Raw genomic sequence first — 20498 nt, 5'->3', positions numbered from 1 at the left:
CGGCGTGATTTCACGCGCTCAGTGCTTGTGTCCGCAGTCGGGGCCGTGGACGTGCCCTTCTTCGCCATGATCATCGTCATGGCCGCGAGGGTGCGAGTGCGAGTGCGAGTGCCCATGGTCATGGTCATGGTCATGGTCATGATGGTCATGGTCATGTCCATGGCGCTCATGGAATACCGCCTGCGCCGCCGCATAGTCCTCCGCGAACGTCGCATCATGGCCGTGCTTGTGGCCGCCGCCATAGGCACCCGCTTCGGGCTCGAATGGCGCGTCGGCCGGTGCGGCCTGTACGCCAAGACGCGCAAGCATGTCGGCCAGCACCGGATCGAACTCCAGCCGCAAATAGTCGTGCCCCACTTCGACCGGTGTATGCCGGTTGCCCAGGTGATACGCCGCGCGCATCAGCGCGTGCGAATCGACGGCGCGCACTTCCAGTACGCGCTCGGGCGCGGCCTGCACTTCGACAAAGCTGCCGTCTTCGGCCACCAGCAGGTCGCCGCCGCGCAGCACCGTGCCGCGCGGCAGGAACAGCGCGGCTTCTTCACCGTTGTCGAGCACCGCGCGCAGGCGGCTCTTGCTGCGTTCGGCGAACGGCAGGACCAGCTTCGGGGCACGGCGCACCAGCACGGCGGCAATGCCGTGCGGGGCGCTCAGGACTTTGTCGATCTTCAGCATGCAGGCAACGCGGAGAATGTCAGAACAGGAAGTAACGCTGCGCCATGGGCAGCTCGGTCGCGGGCTCGCACATCAGCAACTGGCCATCGGCCACGACCTGGTAGGTCTCGGGGTCGACGGTGACATGCGGCTGCCAGTCATTGTGCACCATGTCGCGCTTGCTCACCGTGCGCGTGCCGCGCACCGCCGACAGCGTCTTGGCCAGGCCGTAGCGCTCGCCGACGTTCGCCGCGAGTGCCGCCTGCGAGACAAAGGTCAGCGACGAGCGGTGCAGCGCCCCGCCCGCCGACGCGAACATGGGGCGGTAGTGCACCGGCTGCGGCGTCGGGATCGAGGCATTGGGATCGCCCATGGCCGCGGCGGCGATCATGCCGCCCTTCAGGATCAGGCTTGGCTTCACGCCAAAGAACGCCGGACGCCACAGCACCAGGTCCGCCCACTTGCCCACTTCGATCGAACCCACTTCATGCGCAATGCCATGCGTCAGCGCCGGGTTGATCGTGTACTTGGCGATATAGCGCCTGACGCGGAAATTGTCGTGCCCGCCGCGCGCATCGTGCGGATCGCCCGGCAGCTTGCCGCGCTGCGCGGCCATCTTGTGCGCGGTCTGCCAGGTGCGGATGATGACCTCGCCCACGCGTCCCATGGCCTGCGAATCGCTCGAGATCATCGAGAACGCGCCAAGGTCGTGCAGGATGTCTTCGGCCGCAATGGTCTCGCGGCGGATGCGGCTTTCGGCAAAGGCGATGTCCTCGGCAATGGCCGGGTCCAGGTGGTGGCACACCATCAGCATGTCGAGGTGCTCGTCCAGCGTGTTCACCGTATAGGGCCGCGTCGGATTGGTCGACGACGGCAGCACGTTGGCCTCGCCGCACACCTTGATGATGTCCGGCGCATGGCCGCCGCCTGCGCCTTCGGTGTGGTACGTGTGAATGGTGCGGCCCTTGAACGCGGCAATGGTCGCCTCGACAAACCCGGCCTCGTTGAGCGTATCGGTGTGGATCGCCACCTGCGTATCGGTCGCATCGGCCACGGACAGGCAGGTGTCGATTGCCGCGGGCGTCGTGCCCCAGTCTTCGTGCAGCTTGAGGCCGATGGCGCCGGCCTCCACCTGCTCGAGAATCGGCGCCTGCTGGCTCGCGTTGCCCTTGCCCAGCAGTCCGATGTTCATCGGATACGCGTCGACGGCCTGCAGCATGCGCTCCATGTACCACGGCCCCGGCGTGACGGTGGTCGCGAACGTGCCCGTGGCCGGGCCCGTGCCGCCGCCGATCATGGTGGTCACGCCGCTCATCAGCGCCTCTTCGATCTGCTGCGGGCAGATGAAGTGGATGTGCGTATCGATGCCGCCTGCGGTCACGATCATGCCCTCGCCCGCAATCACCTCGGTGCCGGGACCGATCACGATGGTCACGCCCGGCTGGATGTCCGGGTTGCCGGCCTTGCCGATCCCGGCAATGCGACCGCCCTTCAGGCCGATATCCGCCTTGACGATGCCCCAGTGATCCACGATCAGCGCATTGGTGATGACCGTATCGACGCAGTCCTTCGCCATGCGCTGGCTCTGCCCCATGCCGTCGCGGATCACCTTGCCGCCGCCGAACTTCACTTCCTCGCCGTAGATCGTGAAGTCCTTCTCGACTTCGATCACGAGCCCGGTGTCGGCCAGGCGCACGCGGTCGCCGGTGGTCGGGCCGAACATTTCGGCATAGGCCTGCCTGGAGATCTTCACCATCACAGCGCTCCCATGATCTTGCCGTTGAAGCCGTAGACGATGCGGTCGCCGTCGAGCGCCACCAGTTCCACGGTACGCGCCTGGCCCGGCTCGAACCGCACCGCAGTGCCGGCCGCGATGTTCAGCCGGAAGCCGCGCGCGGCCTCGCGATCGAACGACAGTGCAGCGTTGGTCTCGTAGAAATGGAAATGCGATCCGACCTGGATCGGGCGGTCGCCGGTGTTGGCGACAGTCACGCTCACCGTGGGCCGGCCGGCATTGAGTTCGATTTCGCCATCGGCGGGCATCAGTTCACCGGGGATCATCATGGTCTCCTCAGGCAACCAGCAGGCTGGCACCGTACAGCGCCACGCCCGCGCCGGCCACGCGCGCGAGCCAGCCCGCGCGATGGCGCAGGTACGTGCCAGCGACAATGCCGAGCAGGTGCAGCGCCATGGTTGCCACAGCAAAGCCGCCGACATAGGCCAGCACGGCGGACAGCGCCGCGGCCGTGCCGGGCAGCTCGGCGCCGTGCGCATAGCCATGGAACACCGCGAAGCCGCCCACGACTGCCATGCCCGCCCATGCCGGCAGCTTTGCGCGAATCGCCACCAGTACGCCCACCACCAGCAGCGACGCGGCGATCATCGGCTCCACCGCGGGCAGCGCCAGCCCGGCCAGTCCCAGCGCGGCGCCGACCAGCATCAAGGTGACGAAGGCCAGCGGCAGGCGCAGCGTATCCGCGGCCGAGCGCGCACCCAGTGCGCTCCAGACACCCACTGCCGCCATCGCCAGCAGGTGGTCGGCGCCGGTGAACGGATGCAGCACGCCTGCCCACAGGCTGGCGCCGACGGTGGCGGCATCATGGCCGGGATGGGCAAGTGCAGAGGCGGCGGCGAAGGACAGCGTGGCGCCCAGGGCCAGGCGCGAGCAGGCGGAACGGTTCATGGCGACTCTCGGTGGATGTTGTTGGTATGGTCGGGGGTTGATCCGGTACGGCGTCAGACGATGGGATGGTGCACGGTGACGAGCTTGGTGCCATCCGGAAACGTCGCCTCGACCTGGATCTCGGGGATCATCTCGGCCACGCCGTCCATCACGTCTTCGCGACCCAGCACGGTGGTGCCTTCGTGCATCAGCTCGGCCACGGTGCGGCCGTCACGCGCGCCTTCCATGATCGCGGCAGTGATGAGCGCCACCGCTTCCGGATAGTTGAGCCTGAGCCCGCGCGCGCGCCGGCGCTCGGCCAGCAGTGCAGCAGTGAAGATCAGCAGCTTGTCTTTCTCTCGTGGTGTCAGTTCCATCGTCGGTGTCCTTGTTGTTCCCGCATGCCTTGTTCCGGTTGTCTCTCACGTGGCCCACAGGCGCAGCGGCCGTGCCGGCACGCCGTGGATCGGCTCGCGCAGCGCGCTCCACGCGTCAACCATGAGCTGCCGGACCGGTTCCATCTGTCGGCCCAGCACGCGCAGCAGCAGCATCGACTGCGCCGGTGACGACAGGCACGTCACGCCGGCACGCAGGTCGGCCGTGAGCGGCAGGCGCTCGGCCAGCGTCTCGGCGAGTTCCTGCGTGGCTGCGCTACCCACCGCCCAGAGCGTGCCCAGCACGCACATGCCATCCAGCCCGGGTACCGCGCCGCGCAATGGCGATGCGGCGTCCAGGTGCGATTGTTCGATCCATAGCGCGCGCCCTTCGCAGCGCACCTGCGTGTCCAGCCAGAGCGAGCCCCGCGCCCACTGCTCACCGGACGCCTGCCGCCCGAGCACCACGGCATCCCAGCCGATCGCGCTGCCGCCCGGTGCAACCGCCAGTTCGGTGGCAATGCGCGCGCGCGCATCGTCGAACACGATGTTCTCCTGCGGCAGCCAATCGAGCCGGGCGCCTTCATCGACGGTCAGCCGCACATGCTGGGACGCGTCACGGCCGAGCGACTTGTACCATTTGGTGGCACCTGGCGTCGCGATGACCGCGTGCGTGCCGGTTTCCGCATGCAGGGTGATATCGAGGCTGTCGCCGCCCGCCACGCCAGCCGGCGGATGCAGGATGACGGCGTGGCAGATGCCGCCTTCGGGATAGAGCGGCTTCTGCACCATCAACGGGCCCTGATGCTGGCGGACGGCCAGCACGGTGCGCGCGCCGCGTGCGGCAAAGCGCAGGCGCAGGCTGGCCTGCCATGCAGGCGGCATGGCCACGGTGGCAGGAAAATCAGGATGACGCATGGCTCGATGAATGGACCGGCGATGCAGGCGGGGACGAGCCGCGGCACGCGCCGCGGGGTATGCCGCAAATCATAGCGCGCCCGCCGCCGCCACGGAAGCGCAGCGCGCGGCACTCGCCGACCCGCCTTGCACCATTACACGGCAATCAGCTCCCGCACGCCGTCCTGCTCCATATTCGCGCCCTCGCCCTTTGCCACGACTTCGCCCCGGCTCATGACCACGTAGTGGTCGGCAATATGGCGCGCGAACTCGTAGTACTGCTCGACCAGCAGCACCGTCATGCCGAACTCGTCCACCAGCAGGCGCAACGCGCGCCCGATGTCCTGGATGATCGACGGCTGGATACCTTCGGTCGGCTCGTCCAGGATCAGCAGGCCCGGCTCGCTCATCAGCGCGCGGCCGATGGCAAGCTGTTGCTGCTGCCCGCCCGACAGGTCGCCGCCGCGGCGCTGCCGCATGGTGCGCAGCACGGGGAACAATTGGTAGATGCGGTCCGGCACGCCCGTGGGCCGCGCGCGGCTGGCGGCGCCGATCAGCAGGTTCTCTTCCACCGTCAGCCGCGGAAAGATCTCGCGCCCCTGCGGCACATAGGCCAGGCCAGCCGAGACCCGCTCATAGGGCGCCTTCTTCTCGAGCGCGTGCCCATCCCACTGGATACTGCCGCTGCGCGTGGGCACTACGCCCATCAGGCACTTGAGCAAGGTGCTCTTGCCTACGCCGTTGCGGCCAAGCAGCGTGGTGAGCTTGCCGCCTGGCACCTCGAAGCTGACATTGCGCAGGATGTGGCTGCCGCCGTAAAACTGGTTCAGTGCATTGACCTGCAGCATGGCTATCTTCCCAGGTAGGATTCGATCACGCGTTCATCGCGCTTGACGCTATCCAGCGTGCCTTCGGCCAGGACGCTGCCTTCGGCCAGTACCGTGACCTTGCCCTCGCCGCCGGCCAGTGCCGCGACGAATTCCATGTCGTGCTCGACCACCATCATCGAACAGCTGCCGCGCAGGCTGTTCAGCAGCGCGGCGAGCTGCATGGTCTCCTCATCGGTCATGCCGGCCACGGGCTCGTCCAGCAAGAGCAGTTGCGGCTGCTGCATCAGCAACATGCCGATCTCCAGGCGCTGCTTCTGGCCATGCGAAAGCAGACCCGCGGGGCGGTACGCCTCGTCCTCGAGCCCGGTCAGCGCCAGCGTTTCCTCGATGCGGCGATGCCCTTCCCCAGTGAGCCGCGCGCGCAGCGACGACCACCAGCGCTTGTCGGCCTTCATCGCCAGCTCCAGGTTTTCCCACACGGCATGCTGCTCGAACACCGTCGGCTTCTGGAACTTGCGGCCGATGCCGGCCTGCGCGATGCGCGGCTCGGTCATGCGCATCAGGTCGATGGTCTGGCCCAGGAACACGCGGCCACTGACATTGGCATTGCGCGGACCGGTCTTGCCGGTGATGACATCCATCATCGTGGTCTTGCCCGCGCCATTGGGGCCGATCACGCAGCGCAACTCGCCGTCGTCGATCGACAGGCTCAGCTTGTTGAGCGCGCGGAAGCCGCCGAACTGAACCGTCAGGTCTTCCAGGTAGAGAATCGGGCCATGCGAGACATCGATCGTGCCCGGCTCCACCACGCGGCCGAGGCCCGTGGCGTTGCCGCTTTCCGCCTGGCCGTATTCGAGCGCCGCGTTCATGCTTCACCTCCGGTGCGTCCCGCCACGGCGGAACTGGATACAGGCTCCTGCGCGACCGGTTTCGCCGGCATCGCACTGCGGCTGCGCTCGCGCAGGCGCTTCAGCAGGCCGATCACGCCATCAGGCAGGTACAGCGTGACCAGCACGAACATCGCGCCGAGCAGGAACAGCCAGTACTCGGCGAAATAGGCCGTGAACATGGTCTTGGCGCCGTTGACGAGGAACGCCCCGATCACCGGTCCGATCAGCGTGCCGCGGCCGCCCACCGCCACCCAGACGGCCATCTCGATGGAGTTGCCGGGCGACATCTCGCCCGGGTTGATGATGCCCACCTGCGGCACATACAGGGCGCCGGCAATGCCGCACAGCACGGCAGAGAACGTCCACACGAACAGCTTGTAGCCGAGCGGGTTGTAGCCCGAGAACATCACGCGCATCTCGGCATCGCGCACGGCGGTCACGACGCGGCCCAGCTTGGATGTCACGATATAGCGGCAAGCCACGAATCCGGCGAGCAACGCCAGGAAGGTCAGCACGAACAGCGCGGTGCGCGTCTGCGGCGCGGCCACGGCAAATCCTGCGATGCGCTTGAAGTCGGTGAATCCGTTGTTGCCGCCAAATCCCGTTTCGTTGCGGAAGAACAGCAGCATCGCCGCATACGTCATGGCCTGCGTGATGATCGACAGGTACACGCCCTTGATGCGCGAGCGGAACGCGAAGAAGCCGAACAGCCAGGCCAGGACGCCGGGCACCAGCACCACGAGCAGTAGCGCGTAGCCCAGGTGCTCGGTGCCGTGCCAGAACCAGGGCAGCTCCTTCCAGTCGAGGAACACCATGAAGTCCGGCAGGTCGCTCTTGTACACGCCTTCACGGCCGATCGCACGCATCAGGTACATGCCCGTCGCGTAGCCGCCCAGCGCGAAGAAAAGCCCGTGGCCAAGGCTCAGGATGCCGCAGTAACCCCACACCAGGTCCAGCGCGATCGCCGCGAGCGCATAGCACATGATCTTGCCGATCAGCGTCAGGGCGTAGGCCGACAGGTGCAGCGGATGGCCTTCGGGCACCAGCAGCGCGCAGACCGGTACGCCGATGGCAACCACCACCGTCAGGGCCGCGAGCAAGGCCCAGCCGCGCCCCGTGAACAACGGTTGACGCTCCGGCACGGCAAGGCGAAACGGCGCCGCCGGCGAATTGGAATGAAAGCTCTGCATCATGCCTCCGCGCTGCGCCCCTTGAGCGCGAAAAGTCCCTGCGGGCGCTTCTGGATGAAGAGCACGATCAGCACCAGGACAAAGATCTTGGCCAGCACCGCGCCGTAGAACGGCTCGATGAACTTGTTGATGAGGCCGAGCCCGAAGGCGCCGACGATCGTGCCTGCCAGCTGCCCTACCCCGCCCAGCACCACGACCATGAAGGAATCGATGATGTAGGCCTGGCCCAGGTCCGGGCCGACATTGCCGATCTGCGACAGCGCGCAGCCACCCAGGCCGGCGATGCCCGCGCCGAAGGCAAAGGCGTAGCTGTCCACCTTCCACGTACGCACGCCCACGCAGGCCGCCATGGTGCGGTTCTGCGTCGTGGCGCGCACGAACAGGCCAAGCCGCGTGCGGTTGAGCACGGCCCAGGCGACGGCCACCACGGCCAGCGCGAACAGGATGATGACGATGCGGTTGTACGGAATCACCAGGCCCGGCATCCACTCGACACCACCGCTCATCCAGGCCGGATTGGCCACTTCCACGTTCTGCGCGCCGAACAGCGTGCGCACGGCCTGCATCAGCAGCAGGCTCACGCCGAAGGTGGCCAGCAGCGTTTCCAGCGGGCGGCCATAGAGATGGCGCAGCACCAGCCGTTCCAGCACGAAGCCGACGACACCCGCGGCCAGGAACGAGGCCGGCAGCGCCGCAGGCAGGTACCAGTCGAACGCGCCGGGCGCATAGGTGCGGAACAGTGTCTGCACCACGTATGTCGCATACGCGCCGATCATCAGGAATTCGCCGTGCGCCATGTTGATGACGCCGATCAGCCCATAGGTGATCGCCAGTCCCAGCGCGGCCAGCAGCAGCACGCTGCCCAGGCTCAGGCCGGCGAACAGGTTGCCGATCAGTTCGGCACGGCGCTGGTCACTGCGCAATGCATCGAGTGCCTGCTGCGCGGCCACGCGTACCTCGACATCCGGCTCACGATACTTGCCATCGCTACCCCGCTCGACCAGCGGCGCCAGCTTCTGGCGGCTTTGCGGATTGCTGTCGCGCCCGAGGACACGAATGGCTTCGAGCCGCGCTTCGCGCTGGGCGGTATCGCCGGTGTTGGTCTCCTCGGCCAGTACGATAGTGGCCCAGATCACATCCAGCCGTGCGCGCAGGCCGGGATCGGCCTCCACCTTGCGCGCGGCTTCCACGCCGGTGCGCGAGGCGTTCCCGGGCTGGTCGTACAAGGTGTTGACGGCCTGCGTGCGTACCGCGATATCGGGCGACTGCAGCTGCAGGCTGCTGGCCGCGCTATCCACGATCGCACGCAGGCTGTTATTCAGGGTCAGTGATTCCAGTTCATCGGCCTTGACCGTGACTGGCTTGCCGGTGACGGCATCGACGGTCTTGTCGCCTTCCTGGCGCACCATGCCCACCGACGGGGCGTATTGCAGCGCATCGTCCTGCAGCGCCTTGAGGATCGGGCCGGCCTGCTCCGGCGGAGCCTTGGCCAGCGCGGACAAGGCTGCGGTCTTGGCATCGAAATCGTCCTCGGCCAATGGCTTCAGGTCGGCCTGCGTCAACGCCGCAGCCCATGGCGCCGTGGCCAGGAGCAGCGCTGCCAGCAAGGCGCGCAGCCACGGCATGGCACGAACGGATATCGAATAGCGCATAAAAGTTGGCAAGTGCGAGGGTAATGGCAGACTGGGAACTACCCCCTCTCCCGCACGCGGGAGAGGGGCGTTGCTTCGTAACAGCGAAGTGGACTTACATCACCTTGTCCGGCTTGCCTTCGTTGCCGGCGATGAACGGGCTCCACGGCTGCGCGCGGATCGGCTTCGCCGTCTTCCACACCACGGAGAACTGGCCATCGCCCTTCACTTCGCCGATCATCACCGGCTTGTAGAGATGGTGGTTCTCGCCCATGGTCAGCGTGAAGCCGTCGGGCGCCTTGAAGGTCTGGCCGTACATGGCGGCACGCACCTTGTCGGGGTCCGTGGTGCCGGCCTTCTTCACGGCCTGCGCCCACATATGGATGCCGACATAGGTGGCTTCCATCGGGTCATTGGTCACGCGCTTGTCGCCGCCGGGCAGGTTGTTGGCCTTGACCCATGCCGCCCACTGCTTCTTGAATGCCTCGTTCTCGGGGTTCTTGACCGACATGAAGTAGTTCCATGCGGCAAGGTGGCCCACCAGCGGCTTGGTGTCGATGCCGCGCAGTTCTTCCTCACCCACCGAGAAGGCCACCACCGGCACGTCCTTGGCCTTCAGGCCGGCATTGCCGAGTTCCTTGTAGAACGGCACGTTGGAGTCGCCGTTGATGGTGGAGATCACGGCCGTCTTGCCGCCCTGCGAGAACTTCTTGATGTTGGCGACGATGGTCTGGTAGTCGCTGTGGCCGAACGGCGTGTAGACCTCTTCGATGTCCTTGTCCGCCACGCCCTTGCTCTTCAGGAACGCGCGCAGGATCTTGTTGGTGGTGCGCGGGTACACGTAGTCGGTGCCCAGCAGGAAGAAACGCTTGGCGCCGCCGCCTTCCTTGCTCATCAGGTACTCGACCGCCGGAATGGCCTGCTGGTTGGGGGCCGCGCCCGTGTAGAAGACGTTCTTGGACATCTCCTCGCCCTCATACTGCACCGGGTAGAACAGCAGCGAGTTCAGCTCTTCATAGACCGGCAGCACCGACTTGCGCGACACCGAAGTCCAGCAGCCGAACGTGACCGCGACCTTGTCCTTGGTGATCAGCTGGCGCGCCTTCTCGGCGAACAGCGGCCAGTTCGAAGCCGGATCCACGACCACCGGCTCCAGCTTGCGGCCGAGCACGCCGCCGCTCTTGTTGATCTCGTCGATGGTCATCAGCGCCACGTCCTTGAGCGACGTTTCCGAAATGGCCATGGTGCCGGACAACGAATGCAGGATGCCGATCTTGATCGGCTCCTTGGACTGGGCCATCGCCAGCGGGCTGGCGCCGATCATTGCCGCGGCGGCTACCGCCGACAGCTTCAGCATGTCACGTCGTTTCATTGCAGCTCCCTTTGTCGTTTGGTTACGGGACTCAACGCACCCCGGGTGGTGCATCTGCAACTAGCGTGCCATGAGGCACGCGGCTGCCGGCACGCGGCCAGACGCCGCCGGGCGCCCGGCAACAGACAATTCGTGGGAGGTTTCGCGCGAAAGCACCATGCTGGTGCTGCGCCGTGGGCGGCCCTTGCGCACCGTCATCGGGCACGGCGCAATCGGGTGCAGGTGGGCGCCCGGTTCCAGGATTCCGGGGGCTGAGGGGAAAAGACCGCCGCGGAGTTTTGCGGCGCCACGGTGCATGGGGCACCGCCACAAACAGGAACGGGGCCCGAAGGCCCCGTTCCGCGATCACCGGAGGATGATTACTTCATCATCCACGGCATCATGTTCGCGTTCATGTTGTGCATGATCCAGAGCGAGCCGGCCAGCACGATGAACAGGATCAGCAGCGTGAACAGGAACGACATCACGTTCCAGCGCTGCTGCTTCGAACCATCCATATGCAGGAAGTACTTCAGGTGCACGACGACCTGCACCGCGGCCATGCCGAGGATGATCAGGAGGGTCGTGCCACGGTCCATGGTGCCGTCCATCACGATCTTGAACGGGATGACGGTCAGGATCACCGCCAGCACGAAGCCGATCACATAGGATTTGAAGCTGCTGTGGCCGTGCGACTCGGCGTGGGCCGACGCTGCGTGTTGCTGTGCCATTTACATTGCCCCCATCAGGTAGACCACGGTGAAGACGCCGATCCAGACGACGTCCAGGAAGTGCCAGAACAGGCTGAGGCAGTTCAGGCGCTTGGACATCACCGGGGTCAGGCCCTTCTTGCTGACTTGCCACATCAGGACCAGCATCCACACCATGCCGCTGGCAACGTGCAGGCCGTGGGTGCCCACCAGCGTGAAGAACGACGACAGGAACGCGCTGCGGCTCGGGCCGGCGCCTTCGGCGATCAGGTGATGGAATTCATTGATTTCCATGTACATGAACGCGGCGCCCAGCAGGAAGGTGATGCCCAACCAGACCAGCACCCGCACCTTCGAGCGGTTCTGCAGCGAGATCATCGCGAAGCCGTACGTGATCGACGAGAACAGCAGGATGAAGGTCTCGGTGAGCACGTAGTTGAGCTCGAACAGCTCCTTGCCCGACGGGCCGCCCGCCACTTCGCCGCGCAGGACGGCGAACGCGGCGAACAGGCACGCGAACAAGATGCAGTCGCTCATCAGGTACAGCCAGAAACCAAAGATGGTGTTCTCGCTGGTGTCGTGGTGCGCGTGGTCGTGCGTCTCGTCGTGCGAGTGCGCATGAGCCGGGGCTTGCGCCGCCCCGAAGCGATCAAGGACTTCTGTCGACATGGTCATCAGGCCTGCGAAGCAATGCGCTGCAGTTGGCGCGTTTCAATCTGCTCGACCTCGGCGGCCGGCACGTAGTAGTCGATGTGGTCATCGTTGGCGCGGCGGATGAACGACACCACCATGCCGACCAGGCCAACGGCGGCAAGCCACCAGATGTGCCAGACCAGGGCAAAGCCAAGCACCAGGCTGTACAGGCCCATCCAGAAGCCCGCGCCGGTGTTCTTCGGCATGTGGATCTGCTCGTAGCCGCTGGTCGGCATGGTTTCGCCGCGGGCCTTCATGTCGGCGAACGCGTCCAGGTCACGCACCACCGGGGTGTGCGCGAAGTTGTAGAACGGCGGCGGCGACGAGGTAGCCCATTCCAGCGTGCGGCCACCCCACGGGTCGCCGGTCACGTCGGCCAGCTTCTTGCGGTCGCGGATCGACACGACGATCTGCAGCACCTGGAAGAAGATGCCCAGCGCCACGAACACCACGCCCACCACGGCCAGGTACAGCCACGGCGTCCAGGCCGGGTTGTCGGTGTGGTTCAGGCGACGGGTCATGCCCATCAGGCCCAGCACGTACAGCGGCATGAAGGCGAAGTAGAAGCCCACCAGCCAGCACCAGAAGGCGTACTTGCCCAGACGCTCATTCAGCTTGAAGCCGAACGCCTTCGGCCACCAGTAGGTGATGCCGGCCAGGTAGCCGAACAGCACGCCGCCGATGATCACGTTGTGGAAGTGGGCGATCAGGAACAGGCTGTTGTGCAGCACGAAGTCGGCTGCCGGAACGGCCATCAGCACACCGGTCATGCCACCGATCACGAAGGTGATCATGAAGCCCAGCGTCCACAGTACCGGCGTGGTCATCTGCACGCGGCCGCGGTACATCGTGAACAGCCAGTTGAAGATCTTCACCCCGGTCGGGATGGAGATGATCATGGTCGTGATACCGAAGAACGCGTTGACGTTCGCGCCCGAGCCCATCGTGAAGAAGTGGTGCAGCCACACGATGAACGACAGCACCATGATGGCCGCGGTCGCGTACACCATGCCCTTGTAGCCGAACAGCTTCTTGCCCGAGAACGTCGCGATGACTTCAGAGAAGATACCGAACGCCGGCAGGATCAGGATGTACACCTCGGGGTGGCCCCAGATCCAGATCAGGTTCACGTACATCATGGCATTGCCGCCGCCATCGTTCGTGAAGAAGTGCATGTCGAAGTAGCGGTCCAGGCCGAGCAGTGCCAGCGACACGGTCAGCACCGGGAAGGCGGCCACGATCAGCACGTTGGTGCACAGGGCGGTCCAGGTGAACACCGGCATGCGCATCAGGGTCATGCCCGGGGCGCGCATCTTCAGGATCGTCACCAGGAAGTTCACGCCGGTCAGCAGCGTGCCCAACCCTGAAATCTGCAAGGACCAGAGGTAGTAGTCCACCCCTACGCCAGGGCTGAAGTCCAGGCCGGACAGCGGCGGGTAAGCGAGCCAGCCGGTCTTGGCGAATTCGCCAACGCCCAGCGAGACGTTCACCAGCATGGCGCCCGACACGAACAGCCAGAACGACAGCGTGTTCAGGAACGGGAAGGCCACGTCGCGCGCGCCGATCTGCAGCGGCACCACGAGGTTCATCAGACCCGTCATCAGCGGCATGGCCACGAAGAAGATCATGATCACGCCGTGGGCGGTGAAGATCTGGTCGTAGTGTTCCGGCGGCAGGACGCCGTGGGCACCGTTGGTGGCGAGCGCCAGTTGCGCGCGCATCATGACCGCGTCGGAAAAGCCGCGCAGCAGCATGACCAGCGCGACCAGGCAATACATCACGCCGATCTTCTTGTGATCGACCGAAGTGAACCACTCATTCCAGAGGTAGCCCCACTTCTTGGAATACGTGATCGCGCCTAGCAGCGCAGCGCCGCCGATGGCGACGCCGGCCAGTACGACCATGATGATCGGCTCATGAAACGGAATCGCCGACAAACTCAATTTGCCAAACATCATTGCTCCTAGGATTGCGCGCCCAGCGCCGGTTTGGCCGGCGTGGCCATGGACACCCGCTCTTCGCCGAGCGTGTTACGCGACGTGCAGATCGGGCCGCCATCAAAGCCTTCGCGGGCCATGGCGTGGCCGTCGTTGCCCATGTACTGGTGCAGGACGCCGGTGAACAGGCCGTCTTCGACCTTGCCGTAGTAGGCGACCGGCTCCGCTTCGCTCGGCTTGGCCAGGACCTTGTAGTCCGCGCTGGCGAGCTGACGTTCGGAGGCGCGCACCCTGGCAACCCACGCGTCGAACTCGAAGTTCGACATGGCCGTCGCCTTGAACTTCATGCCCGAGAAACCGCCGCCGCTGTAGTTGGCGGACATGCCGTCATACGTGCCGGCTTCGTTGGCAATCAGGTGCAGCTTGGTCTCCATCCCGGCCATGGCGTAAACCTGGCTGCCCAGTTGCGGGATGAAGAACGAATTCATGATCGAATCGGACGTGATCTTGAAGTTCACCGGCGTGCCCACCGGGAACGCGATCTGGTTGACCGTCGCGATCTTCAGTTCCGGATAGATGAACAGCCACTTCCAGTTCATCGCCACCGCCTCGACCGTGATCGGCTTCTGCTTCGATTCCAGCGGCTTGTACGGATCCAGATCGTGCGAGGACTTCCACGTGATGATGCCCAGCGCGATGATGATCAGGCAGGGAATCAGCCACACCACGACTTCGATCGCAGTCGAGTGCGACCAGTCGGGTTCATAGCGTGCCGAGGTATTGCTTGCGCGGTACTTCCAGGCGAACACCAGCGTCAGGACGATCACCGGCACGACCACCAGCAGCATGAGCCAGGTGGCGATCAGGATGATGCCTTTGATGTCGACGCCTACCTGCCCCTTCGGGTCGAGCAGCGTCATGTTGCAGCCGGCGAGCAGCAAGAGCAGGCCGAGGCTTGGCAGGGACCGCGTCCACCGCGGCAGTATGGGTTTCTTCATGTCACGACTGGTTTGGTTAGGCCGCGCTTGGGCAAAGCGTGGCTTCACCGCCTGATGCCGGAAGCAAGAGGCGTTGGGCTGAGGGAAAACCGGAAGGACGTGTCCTTAGCTGGCGTTGGGGTCTGGCGGATTTAACGCCGGATGACCATGCGGCCTGACAACGCCATGAACACGGAAGGACAACTGACGACTGCGCGAGCGGCCCGCCTTAGGCGGTGGCACTGCGGCACCTGATGGCCGAAACCGCGAACGGTCCCGGCTCGATACTGCGGCCGGGTAGCGTTGAACCACGAAGTTTTTGCACTTCCCGGCAAGCTTGCCTTGTGGGCAAGCGCGGTTTCCGGCCGGAATGTGCAACACGTAAAACATCGTGGGCGCGACTGTACCGCAATGCAGCATTACGGGTAAACCCAACAGCACAGAACACACTGTTCAGAAAAGCGGACAATTCTCAAAAGAGTCGCTTAAGACACTGTAAATGTGTTGCAGCGTCCTCATTACCGTCAAGAATTGAAAGGAGCCGCCTGTCGACGGCTTTTTTCTTCCTGTATCAACAAAACAACAATGGCTCAGCCGTAGCGGCGGCTGATGGACTCGGCCACGCACACCGGACGGTCGCTGCCCTCGCGTTCGATCGTCACTTCCCAGGTCGACTGGGCACCCACCAGTTCGGGCGACTTGGGCAGCGGGTCGAGCCGCTCGACCTTCTGCAGCTTGATGCGCGCGCGCAGCTTGCTGCCCACCGGCACCGGTGCGGTGAAGCGCACGCGGTTCAGGCCGTAGTTCACACCGATCTTCGACGGCATGTGCAGCGCGTTGTGCATGAACTTGGGCACCAGCGACAGCGTCAGGAAGCCGTGCGCGATCGGGCCGCCATAGGGCGACTCCTTTTTGGCGCGCTCGACGTCGACGTGGATCCACTGGTGGTCGCCGGTCGCTTCGGCGAACAGGTTCACCTGTTCCTGAGTGATCTCCATCCAGTCGCTGACGGCGACCTCCTGTCCTTGCAGGCTTTCCAGTTCTTCGAGCGATGCGATAGTGCGCATGTCGGTTGTCTCCTCGGTGTTTGAGTTAAGGGGGATCTCAGGCGGGGCGGCGGCCGTACATGCCCATGCCCTTGACCGTGCAGACCAGTTCGCCGCGCTGGTTGGTGGCTTCCCACTGGGTGTGGACCACGCCGCGATCCGGCTTGGATTGCGACGGCCGGGAATCCAGCACATTGAGCACGACAGTCAGCGTGTCGCCGGCATGGACCGGTTTCAGCCAGCGGATCTCGTCGACGCCCGGCGAGCCCATGCTCGCCGACTTGCCGGTGGTGCTCAGCACCAGCAGCCGCATCATGATCGAGCACGTCATCCAGCCGCTGGAGATCAGCCCGCCATAGATGCTCTTGGCGGCTGCCTCCTTGTCGATATGGAACGGCTGCGGGTCATACTGGCGGGCAAAGCCGAGGATCTCTTCCTCGGTGACGAGGTAGGAGCCGAGTTCGCGGCGGCTGCCGACGGCAAAGTCCTCGAAATACAGCATCGGTCATGTCTCCGTTGTCGCTGGCTGTTGACTGGTCATCGCGATAATCGCATGGCGGGTGACGGTGTGCGTCCGTATTTGCCGAACCCGCCCCTAACTGCGCGCAAAGAAAAAAACCGCGCCTGGACTACGGCGCGGTTTCGGCTGGCATCGCCGGGATCAGGCAGCTTGCTGGAAGCTCGCCTGGGCGGCGAACCGTCCCAGGTGGTGGTCGACGTCACCGAACGTGGTGTTGATGAGCGTCAGGCGCTTGAACATGTGCGCGGCCGGCAGTTCGTTGGTCACGCCCATGCCGCCGTGGATCTGCACCGCCTCCTGGCCGACGTAGCGCGCGGCCTGGCCGACGCGGGCCTTGGCTGCGGAAACGTAGCGGCGGCGCTCTTCCGGCGTCGCCTCTTCGAAACGGGCCGCGGCCAGCAGCGTGATCGAGCGCGACTGTTCGGCCTGGATGAACATCTCGACCATGCGGTGCTGCAGCGCCTGGAAGCGCGCGATCACCACGCCGAACTGCTGGCGCGTCTTGGCATATTCAAGCGTCGCGGCGTTCAGTGTGTCCATCACGCCCACGGCTTCGGCGCACAGCAGCACCGCTGCGTAATCGGCGACCTGCTCGACCTGCTCGAAGGCCTTGCCGGCTTCGCCGAGCCGTTGCGCCGGCGCGTCCTGGAACGTGATATCGGCCGCGCGCAGGTTGTCGATGGTGCGGTAGTCCTTGATGCTGACGCCGGCACCCCTGGCATCGACCAGGAACAGCGAGATGCCGTCACGATCGGCGTCCGCGCCGCCGGTGCGCGCCGACACGATCAGCTTGTCGGCCTGGCCGCCATGCAGCACCACGGTCTTGCGGCCGTTGAGCTTGCCGTCGCGCGCGCTCACGCGCACATTGTTCAGTTCATAGCGCGCCTGCGGCTCGTTGAAGGCCACGGCGAGCTTCAGTTCGCCACCGGCCACTTGCTCCAGCAGCGCTTCCTGGCCACCGGCCAGGCCCAGGGCATAGGCACCGACGACGGTCGCGAGGTACGGCTCGACGATCAGGCCGCGGCCCAGTTCCTGCTGCACCACCATCATGTCCAGCGCCTTGCCGGCGAAGCCGCCCTGCTCTTCCGGCACCGGCAGCGCGGTCAGGCCGAGTTCGACCAGCGAGCCCCAGGCCGACTCGCCATAGCCGGCCTCGCTCTCATAGCGCTTCTTGCGCGACTCGAAGTCGTAATCCTTGTCGATGAAACGGCGTACGGCGTCAGCCAGCTGCTTTTGTTCGTCGCTGAGATTGAAGTTCATGTTCCGTGTCTCCTCACAGCCCCAGGATCATCTGGCTGATGATGTTGCGCTGGATTTCGTTGGACCCGCCGTAGATGGAGGTCTTGCGATAGTTGAAGTAGTAGGCGGCCAGCGGCGCGGCGTCGTCGTAGCCGGTCACCGCGTGCTCATGCTCGCACTCCAGGTAGGCAGGGTCGAACGGCTGGGCGTACGGGCCGACCGCTTCCACCATCAGCTCGGTCAGCAGTTGCTGGATCTCGGTACCCTTGATCTTCAGCATCGAAGCTTCCGGACCAGGGCCCTTGCCCGCGGCTTCGCTCGACACCACGCGCAGCACGGTGATCTCCAGCGCCATCAGCTCGATTTCCAGCGCGGCAACCTTGGCGCCGAACACCGGATCTTCCAGCAGCGGCTTGCCGTTCTTCTGCTGCTGGCGCGCGACGCGCTTCAGGAAGCCCAGCTCGCGCTTGGAATTGCCGACGCGGGCAATGCCGGTGCGCTCGTGGCCGAGCAGGTACTTGGCGTAGGTCCAGCCCTTGTTTTCTTCGCCAACGCGGTTTTCCACCGGCACCTTGACGTTGTCGAAGAACACTTCGTTCACCTCATGCTCCTCGTCGAGCATGATGATCGGACGCACGGTGACGCCCGGCGTCTTCATGTCGATCAGCAGGAACGAGATGCCCTCCTGCTTCTTGGCTTCCGGGTCGGTACGGACCAGGCAGAAGATCATGTCGGCATGCTGGCCGAGCGTGGTCCAGGTCTTCTGGCCATTGACGATGTAGTGCTTGCCGTCCATCGTCAATTCGGCGCGGGTCTTGACCGAAGCCAGGTCCGAGCCCGAGCCCGGCTCGGAGTAGCCCTGGCACCACCAGTCGGTGCAGTCCAGGATGCGCGGCAGGTAGTATGACTTTTGCTGCTCGTCGCCGTACTTCATGATCACGGGCGCGACCATGGCGACGCCGAAAGGCAGCACGCCGGGCGCGCCGACGCGAGCGTTTTCCTCATCCCAGATATGGCGCTGCGTGGCGTTCCAGCCGGTGCCGCCGTATTGCACGGGCCAGTGCGGTGCCGACCAGCCCTTGCCCGCCAGGATCTTGTGCCAGCGCACCAGGTCGTCGCGGTTGGGCCGGCGATGGTTGAGCACCTTGCCGCGGATGTCCGCCGGCAGATTGGCTTCCAGCCAGCTACGCACTTCCTCGCGGAAGGCGTCGTCGGACGCCGAGTAATTGAGATCCATGCCCGTCTCCAGTGATGCCGGCACGGTGCCGGCAAGTAGTCTGCCTGCGCGTCTTGCGCCGACAACCACGGGCACAGGACGCAATTCAGTGAGCCGTCTGCTTCAAAGCATCCGGCACCACGAGCGGGATTGTTTCGATGCCCTCTTCCGCCAGCGCCTGCACCTCCTCCGGGGATGCCGAACCGCGGATACCGCGCTCCGGTGCCTCGTCGTAATGCATGCGCCTGGCCTCCTCGGCAAAGCGGTCGCCCACGTCCTCGGTCTGCGCCATCACCTGCCGCACGGCCTTCATATAGGCCGCCTGCAAGGCTTCCAGGGCGGCCGGCGCTTGCGCCGCCTGCCCTGCCTTCGCCTGGCCGCGCTGCACCTGCGTCGCGCCCGAGAGATTCAGGCGCGGCGCGCTGGGCAGCCGGCTCACGGCATGGTCACCGCAGACCGGGCACTGGACGAGGTCACTTGCGATTTGCGACTGCGCATCGTCCTCGGAGGAAAACCAGCCCTCGAAACGATGGTCTTGCGCACAACGCAGGTCGAGCACCTTCATGATCTTTCCAGCCCGTCAAAAGCAATAGTATCCGTGAAACCAAATTTTGTGAACGGTCGTGCTAATTTTTTTCGGAAGGGATTTCCCGCATCCGAATGATGCGAAACGCACACCGCTCTACTGCTGGCCGCTGTTGCCACGCCTCAGCGCGGCACCGGCTGCTCGCCGGGCTGCCACACACCCGAGATTACCTTCTCCAGCCAGAACGCGCCGATGATGGTCTTCACGTCGGTAATGCGGCCCTGGCGCACCCAGTCCAGCACCTGGCCGGCCGGAACGATGAAGGTTTCGAGGAACTCGCCTTCATCGAGCTTCGCGTGCCCCGCGCTCAGGTCGCGCGCGAGGAACACATCGATGAATTCGGTCGAGTACGAAATGACGGGGTGGATGCGGGTCAGGTAATCCCAGCGCGCCGCGCTGTAGCCGGTCTCCTCTTCCAGCTCGCGCTCGCCGCAGCGCAAGGCGCCTTCTTCCGGGTCGAGCTTGCCGGCGGGGAATTCGAGCATGACTTCACCGACCGGGTAGCGGAATTGCCGCTCCATCAGCACGGTGCCGTCGTCGAACAGCGGAATCATCATGACCGCGCCGGGATGTACGACGTACTCGCGGCCAGTCTGCTTGCCGTCGGGCAGGCGGACGATGTCTTGCTTCAGCGTGAGGAATTTGCCGCGATGGACGGTTGCCGAAGCAACGCAGACTTCCTTGAGCCCTTCATCGCCTGATGGCGGGGCAAGGTTGTCGTGGGTCTTTTCCGTCATGAGCACTCCGGGTGAATGGCACGCCCGGCGGCTTCATGACCGGCTTCAGGCCGTGCGGTGTTTGACGAGGTACTGCCAGGTAAAGCCCGGGAAGGCGAACACCAGCATCATGCACGCCGTAATGGCGTAGAACTGCCAGCCCAGCGGAAAGGCGTTGCCGAGGCTTGCCTCCACCGCAAAGCCGGCCAGGCCGGCTGCCAGATAGAGGCAGATCAGTTCCACCAGCCGCAGCCACAGCGGCTTGCGGCTCCAGCGCAGCGGGACCACCGCGAACAGGCGCTGGTTGATGAACGGCAGGTTGGCACAAACCAGTGCCAACAAGATGACAAACCAGCCGCCCGTCGGGGAACTCATGCCT

The 20498-nt window shown here is 64.9% G+C and carries 22 protein-coding genes; all 22 read right to left on the bottom strand.

Going from position 1 to position 20498, the window contains the following annotated elements; genetic code table 11:
* Positions 1–18 precede the first annotated feature (18 nt).
* On the bottom strand, positions 19–675 hold the full coding sequence (ureE, locus tag KHO22_RS14015) for an urease accessory protein UreE (RefSeq protein ID WP_211947746.1): 657 nt from the start codon (positions 673–675) through the stop codon (positions 19–21).
* A gap of 19 nt (positions 676–694) precedes the next feature.
* Positions 695–2413: an urease subunit alpha gene (gene ureC, locus KHO22_RS14010; protein ID WP_275950838.1), complete on the bottom strand. Its 1719-nt coding sequence runs from the start codon at positions 2411–2413 to the stop codon at positions 695–697.
* On the bottom strand, positions 2410–2715 hold the full coding sequence (locus KHO22_RS14005) for an urease subunit beta (RefSeq protein ID WP_211947911.1): 306 nt from the start codon (positions 2713–2715) through the stop codon (positions 2410–2412). The genes ureC and KHO22_RS14005 overlap by 4 nt, the downstream gene beginning before the upstream one ends.
* Before the next feature lie 10 nt (positions 2716–2725).
* Entirely contained in the window at positions 2726–3337 is a 612-nt protein-coding gene (locus KHO22_RS14000) for a HupE/UreJ family protein (RefSeq protein WP_211947744.1), read from the bottom strand.
* Between the two features lie 53 nt (positions 3338–3390).
* On the bottom strand, positions 3391–3693 hold the full coding sequence (locus KHO22_RS13995; RefSeq protein WP_211947743.1) for an urease subunit gamma: 303 nt from the start codon (positions 3691–3693) through the stop codon (positions 3391–3393).
* A 45-nt stretch (positions 3694–3738) separates the two neighbouring features.
* Positions 3739–4608 carry an urease accessory protein UreD gene (locus KHO22_RS13990; protein ID WP_211947742.1) on the bottom strand — a complete coding sequence of 290 codons (870 nt, stop codon included), beginning with the start codon at positions 4606–4608 and terminating at the stop codon, positions 3739–3741.
* A 134-nt stretch (positions 4609–4742) separates the two neighbouring features.
* Positions 4743–5435, bottom strand: coding sequence for an urea ABC transporter ATP-binding subunit UrtE (gene urtE, locus KHO22_RS13985; RefSeq protein ID WP_211947741.1), 693 nt, complete (start codon positions 5433–5435; stop codon positions 4743–4745).
* A 2-nt stretch (positions 5436–5437) separates the two neighbouring features.
* A complete protein-coding gene (gene urtD, locus KHO22_RS13980; RefSeq protein ID WP_211947740.1) occupies positions 5438–6286 on the bottom strand; it encodes an urea ABC transporter ATP-binding protein UrtD in 849 nt (282 codons plus the stop codon).
* Entirely contained in the window at positions 6283–7497 is a 1215-nt protein-coding gene (gene urtC / locus KHO22_RS13975) for an urea ABC transporter permease subunit UrtC (protein ID WP_211947910.1), read from the bottom strand. Before urtC ends, urtD begins: the two co-directional genes overlap by 4 nt.
* The gene (gene urtB, locus KHO22_RS13970; RefSeq protein WP_211947739.1) at positions 7497–9149 is read right to left on the bottom strand and encodes an urea ABC transporter permease subunit UrtB; all 1653 of its coding nucleotides are present in this window, start codon (positions 9147–9149) and stop codon (positions 7497–7499) included. Before urtB ends, urtC begins: the two co-directional genes overlap by 1 nt.
* A 94-nt stretch (positions 9150–9243) precedes the next feature.
* The gene (gene urtA / locus KHO22_RS13965) at positions 9244–10500 is read right to left on the bottom strand and encodes an urea ABC transporter substrate-binding protein (RefSeq protein WP_211947738.1); all 1257 of its coding nucleotides are present in this window, start codon (positions 10498–10500) and stop codon (positions 9244–9246) included.
* A 359-nt stretch (positions 10501–10859) separates the two neighbouring features.
* Positions 10860–11210: a cytochrome o ubiquinol oxidase subunit IV gene (gene cyoD, locus KHO22_RS13960; protein ID WP_211947737.1), complete on the bottom strand. Its 351-nt coding sequence runs from the start codon at positions 11208–11210 to the stop codon at positions 10860–10862.
* Positions 11211–11858 carry a cytochrome o ubiquinol oxidase subunit III gene (gene cyoC / locus KHO22_RS13955; RefSeq protein WP_211947909.1) on the bottom strand — a complete coding sequence of 216 codons (648 nt, stop codon included), beginning with the start codon at positions 11856–11858 and terminating at the stop codon, positions 11211–11213.
* Between the two features lie 5 nt (positions 11859–11863).
* Positions 11864–13837 carry a cytochrome o ubiquinol oxidase subunit I gene (gene cyoB, locus KHO22_RS13950; protein WP_211947908.1) on the bottom strand — a complete coding sequence of 658 codons (1974 nt, stop codon included), beginning with the start codon at positions 13835–13837 and terminating at the stop codon, positions 11864–11866.
* A gap of 8 nt (positions 13838–13845) precedes the next feature.
* Positions 13846–14817 (bottom strand): ubiquinol oxidase subunit II, encoded by a 972-nt coding sequence (gene cyoA / locus KHO22_RS13945; protein WP_211947736.1) that lies wholly within the window; start codon positions 14815–14817, stop codon positions 13846–13848.
* Positions 14818–15386: 569 nt separating this feature from the next.
* The gene (locus KHO22_RS13940; protein WP_140950133.1) at positions 15387–15863 is read right to left on the bottom strand and encodes a MaoC family dehydratase; all 477 of its coding nucleotides are present in this window, start codon (positions 15861–15863) and stop codon (positions 15387–15389) included.
* A 37-nt stretch (positions 15864–15900) separates the two neighbouring features.
* Positions 15901–16344: a MaoC family dehydratase gene (locus KHO22_RS13935; RefSeq protein WP_211947735.1), complete on the bottom strand. Its 444-nt coding sequence runs from the start codon at positions 16342–16344 to the stop codon at positions 15901–15903.
* A gap of 159 nt (positions 16345–16503) precedes the next feature.
* Complete coding sequence (locus tag KHO22_RS13930) at positions 16504–17622, bottom strand: acyl-CoA dehydrogenase family protein (protein ID WP_211947734.1); 1119 nt, start codon at positions 17620–17622, stop codon at positions 16504–16506.
* A 13-nt stretch (positions 17623–17635) separates the two neighbouring features.
* Positions 17636–18838, bottom strand: a complete 1203-nt coding sequence (locus KHO22_RS13925) for an acyl-CoA dehydrogenase family protein (protein WP_211947733.1) — start codon at positions 18836–18838, stop codon at positions 17636–17638.
* A gap of 85 nt (positions 18839–18923) precedes the next feature.
* Positions 18924–19382 (bottom strand): DUF1178 family protein, encoded by a 459-nt coding sequence (locus tag KHO22_RS13920; protein WP_211947732.1) that lies wholly within the window; start codon positions 19380–19382, stop codon positions 18924–18926.
* A 143-nt stretch (positions 19383–19525) separates the two neighbouring features.
* The gene (locus KHO22_RS13915; RefSeq protein ID WP_211947731.1) at positions 19526–20140 is read right to left on the bottom strand and encodes an NUDIX domain-containing protein; all 615 of its coding nucleotides are present in this window, start codon (positions 20138–20140) and stop codon (positions 19526–19528) included.
* 45 nt (positions 20141–20185) lie between these two features.
* Positions 20186–20494 (bottom strand): DUF2818 family protein, encoded by a 309-nt coding sequence (locus tag KHO22_RS13910; protein ID WP_211947730.1) that lies wholly within the window; start codon positions 20492–20494, stop codon positions 20186–20188.
* Between the last annotated feature and the right edge of the window lie 4 nt (positions 20495–20498).

This window comes from Cupriavidus yeoncheonensis (assembly GCF_905397275.1).
Taxonomy (GTDB): domain Bacteria; phylum Pseudomonadota; class Gammaproteobacteria; order Burkholderiales; family Burkholderiaceae; genus Cupriavidus; species Cupriavidus yeoncheonensis.
Note: the sequence above shows the minus strand (reverse complement) of the source record. Positions and strands in the feature narration are given on the sequence as shown.